3 protein-coding genes are annotated in these 3,037 nt (G+C 45.6%); all 3 read right to left on the minus strand.

Annotated features, from left to right (window positions below; all coding sequences use genetic code 11):
- On the minus strand, positions 1–715 hold a 715-nt coding region (locus tag QZ735_RS07475; RefSeq protein WP_294246338.1), incomplete at its 3' end, for a contractile injection system protein, VgrG/Pvc8 family.
- Positions 716–747: 32 nt separating this feature from the next.
- On the minus strand, positions 748–1,302 hold the full coding sequence (locus tag QZ735_RS07480) for a hypothetical protein (RefSeq protein ID WP_294246340.1): 555 nt from the start codon (positions 1,300–1,302) through the stop codon (positions 748–750).
- Between the two features lie 17 nt (positions 1,303–1,319).
- Positions 1,320–3,037: reprolysin-like metallopeptidase (locus QZ735_RS07485; RefSeq protein ID WP_294246342.1), on the minus strand; the 1,718-nt coding region annotated here is incomplete at its 5' end.

The following is a 3,037-nucleotide window of genomic DNA, read 5'->3' on the forward strand; positions in this document are numbered from 1 at the left end:
AGAAGGCAGGTTTTGTATAGACCGTATTGAGCTCTACGCTTACTTTACTGACGCTGCTTCCATAAGTGAGAGTCAGCGGCTTTTCGTGGGGCGGGAGCTTTCCGAAGTGCAGGGTGTGCCCGTCATAGTAGAACTGCTCGCCGTAGGCCTCGGCCAGGCGGGCCAGGTAGTTGTAATGGGTCTCGTTATATTGCGAGCTGTAGCTGATGTAGCTTTTGTTTTGGGTATCGATCCGGATGTCGAACTTCTGTGATCCTAGGCCTTGGCTTATGATGCTTTGGGCGATAAAGGCGGTGTTGACCGGTTTTTCACCGCCAAAGCTCTGGAAGTGAGGGGCTGCATCGAGCAAAAGGGTAGGGCTGCCGCCTCTGAGGATGATATCGCCCAGGCTCATCTGCTGCTGGCTGAAGGCCACCCGGGTAACCACGCCCACGAAGGTGCGCTCCGGGCCATCGCTTTCATGGTCTTTGTACCGGAAGACAATAGTGATGCGCTTGCCGAGGAACCTTTGGGCATGCTGCAGCTGATGGTTCTGGATGTGGTCCAGGGCATCATGGGGAAGGGTAAGCTCAAAAGAATGGTGGGTCCTGGCACTCTGGTTCAGGATGAAATGCTTGAAATGGCGGATGATCTTTCCTTCGATAATGATCTCGGGTTTTACCATCCGGGCCATGCCGGGAAGGGGGCGGCCGGCGGTAGAAATATTTTTGTTCATAGGGTGTGTTTGTTATTTTTTACCTGCTATTATCAGTATTCCGGAATGACTTCTTTTTCTTCACCGGTTTTTCCATCCAGCACAATACGGAACTTTCCGGACTGACTCTTAAACTTGCCGACATAGTGAATGATATACAAATATTTCCCTTCCTCAGGATATGATACTCTTTCAACATAACCTTTTCCTTGAGCATATAAATTAATGCCTTGATCCAGACAGTAACGGATGACATCATTGGGAGTGAAAAGAAAGTTTTCCTCCTCATTTGTCTGCCGTTGTAATTTACCGGATTCATCAAAGTCATATCGGATACCCACCACAGCGCCGCCATTGCGAAAGGCCGTCCACTTTTTCCGGATGCATCCTCTGTGGTTGTACTCGCGATATACCGAGAAACAGCTGCCTGAGCGGGTTTTGTACGTAGCAAACCAGCTTCCGTCTTCTCCTGCACCTTCTTTCATAATGGTGCCGTTTCCAAGTTCATATATTTTGGTTAATCCGTTCTCGTTTCCGGTGTAAAATTTTGTTCTGTCGAAATATTCGGTACGGTCATCTATTAGTATGCTGAAATTTTCTGGTTTCATAGCAAATTATTTATAAGTTAAAGACTGAGAAATAATATAGGATCGGGATGCCTGAAATAGCGGCTGGAAGAGATCTCCGGGCGGGAATTTTTCTGCATAATTCCCCATTGCCAATGTGAAGTTGAATAAACATTTTTACGCATGCTGTAATCTGATGCGGTATCTGAATAATCCATTATATTATCGGTAGAGTATTTCTCAAAAACAAAAATGCTTTCATTTTCAAAAGTATGGGGTAGCCCTAATACATGCATAATTTCATGGGTCGTCACATTCCGATTATCAGTATCAAAGCCTCCCCGGAACAAAACGGCTGTTTTTTGAGTTGATAATGCATAGCCGGCAGCAGTATCGCAGGCTTCGTCAACTACAAAAATCTTAATGACATCATCGTACTTACCGGGATAAAGTGACTCCAATTCATCTTTCAGGAAATAAATGACCTCATTTCCGTGTTTTTCGTCATTCATGGAAATATCTCCGCGTTTTCTTTTTCTCAGAGCGGCACAGGCATTTAGACGGCACCGTCGGTTATGAACAATTCCGCTTACAGGATGTATATCTTCGCTGCAATCTATTGAAATTTTGTCTTTAAAGACAGGATTGATCAATGCCTGATTAAGGTAGGTTTGAGATTCATGCTCACGAGCCCAGATTTCACTGAATCTTTTGCCATTGCCGATATCTGTTTTTACTTCAATAAATACAATAGGAACCTCATACCTTTTGTTGTTAGCTTTAACGACAAGGCCTCCTGCTAGCATTTTCCGAACGGTATCATCCGGACCTTTGTAACTGGCCTGAACTTCTATAATATGATCATTTTCGATTTCTTCAAGACAGGTAATTCGGGCACTGATCCGGTGATTACCGGTAGATAAGGGGAAAGGATCATGAGTGATGGCAAATTTTTTCCTGTCATACTTGAGTACAATTTCGTCCACTGGCCGCTTGATATCCACCATTAAATCCAGATCGGCAGTGGTATTGGTATATTTGGAATCCTTTTTTATTTCTGCTCCTCTGCTTGTTCTGAAATACGTCTTGGGGTAAAGACAAAGATAGGGAAATGCATAGGACATTGACGTTACGTTCCCATCAGCATCAATGTAATCGAAAGTATAATTGCGGAAAGATGAAATCAGTTTTAGATATTCTTTTTCATCCCGCATAAATTTTTTTCCATCCATCCATCCCATTACATCCCTATAATCCCGGTCTCCCGGTAAAGCCGTATCTCCTGACCGTACCCAATCAAAGCCATAGCCTACACCTTTCCAGTTTTCTTTCGGGCGGAAGTGTACCAGGCACCTGCCATTCATCTTCTTTTCCAAAGGATTGTAATCCCTCGGGATGTTGGAATGGCTGTTGCCGTCTTTTCCCAGCACATGGGTGGTGCCTTTGCTGTTGACGGTGGTCTCCCGGTCAGAGTGGATCATCAGCTTTTCCATCCCGGCTACGTTTGTCGTCCTTCCCTGGATGATGGTCTCTTCTTCGGAAAAAAGGCTGGTCTTTCCGCTCTGGATGTTCAGGTGCACGGGTACCGACATTTCCATCAGCGGGGTGGAGAATACCGCCCCCGACATCATGTGGAAAGCCGCCAGGTTGCCCGACATGAACTCCATGCTGTTTCCGGTTTTGAGTTTGAGGTTTTTGCCGGAATTCATAATGATGTCCTTTCCGGCACTGAACTCCATATTGCCCGGTGCCGTCAGGCGGATGTTCCCTTTCCCGT

This window comes from uncultured Chryseobacterium sp., assembly GCF_913776365.1.
Lineage (GTDB): Bacteria > Bacteroidota > Bacteroidia > Flavobacteriales > Weeksellaceae > Chryseobacterium.

Excerpts from the sequence above, each read along its gene's own strand:
- QZ735_RS07480 (WP_294246340.1), bottom strand. The coding sequence starts at position 1,302 with ATGAAACCAGAAAATTTCAGCATACTAATAGATGACCGTACCGAATAT.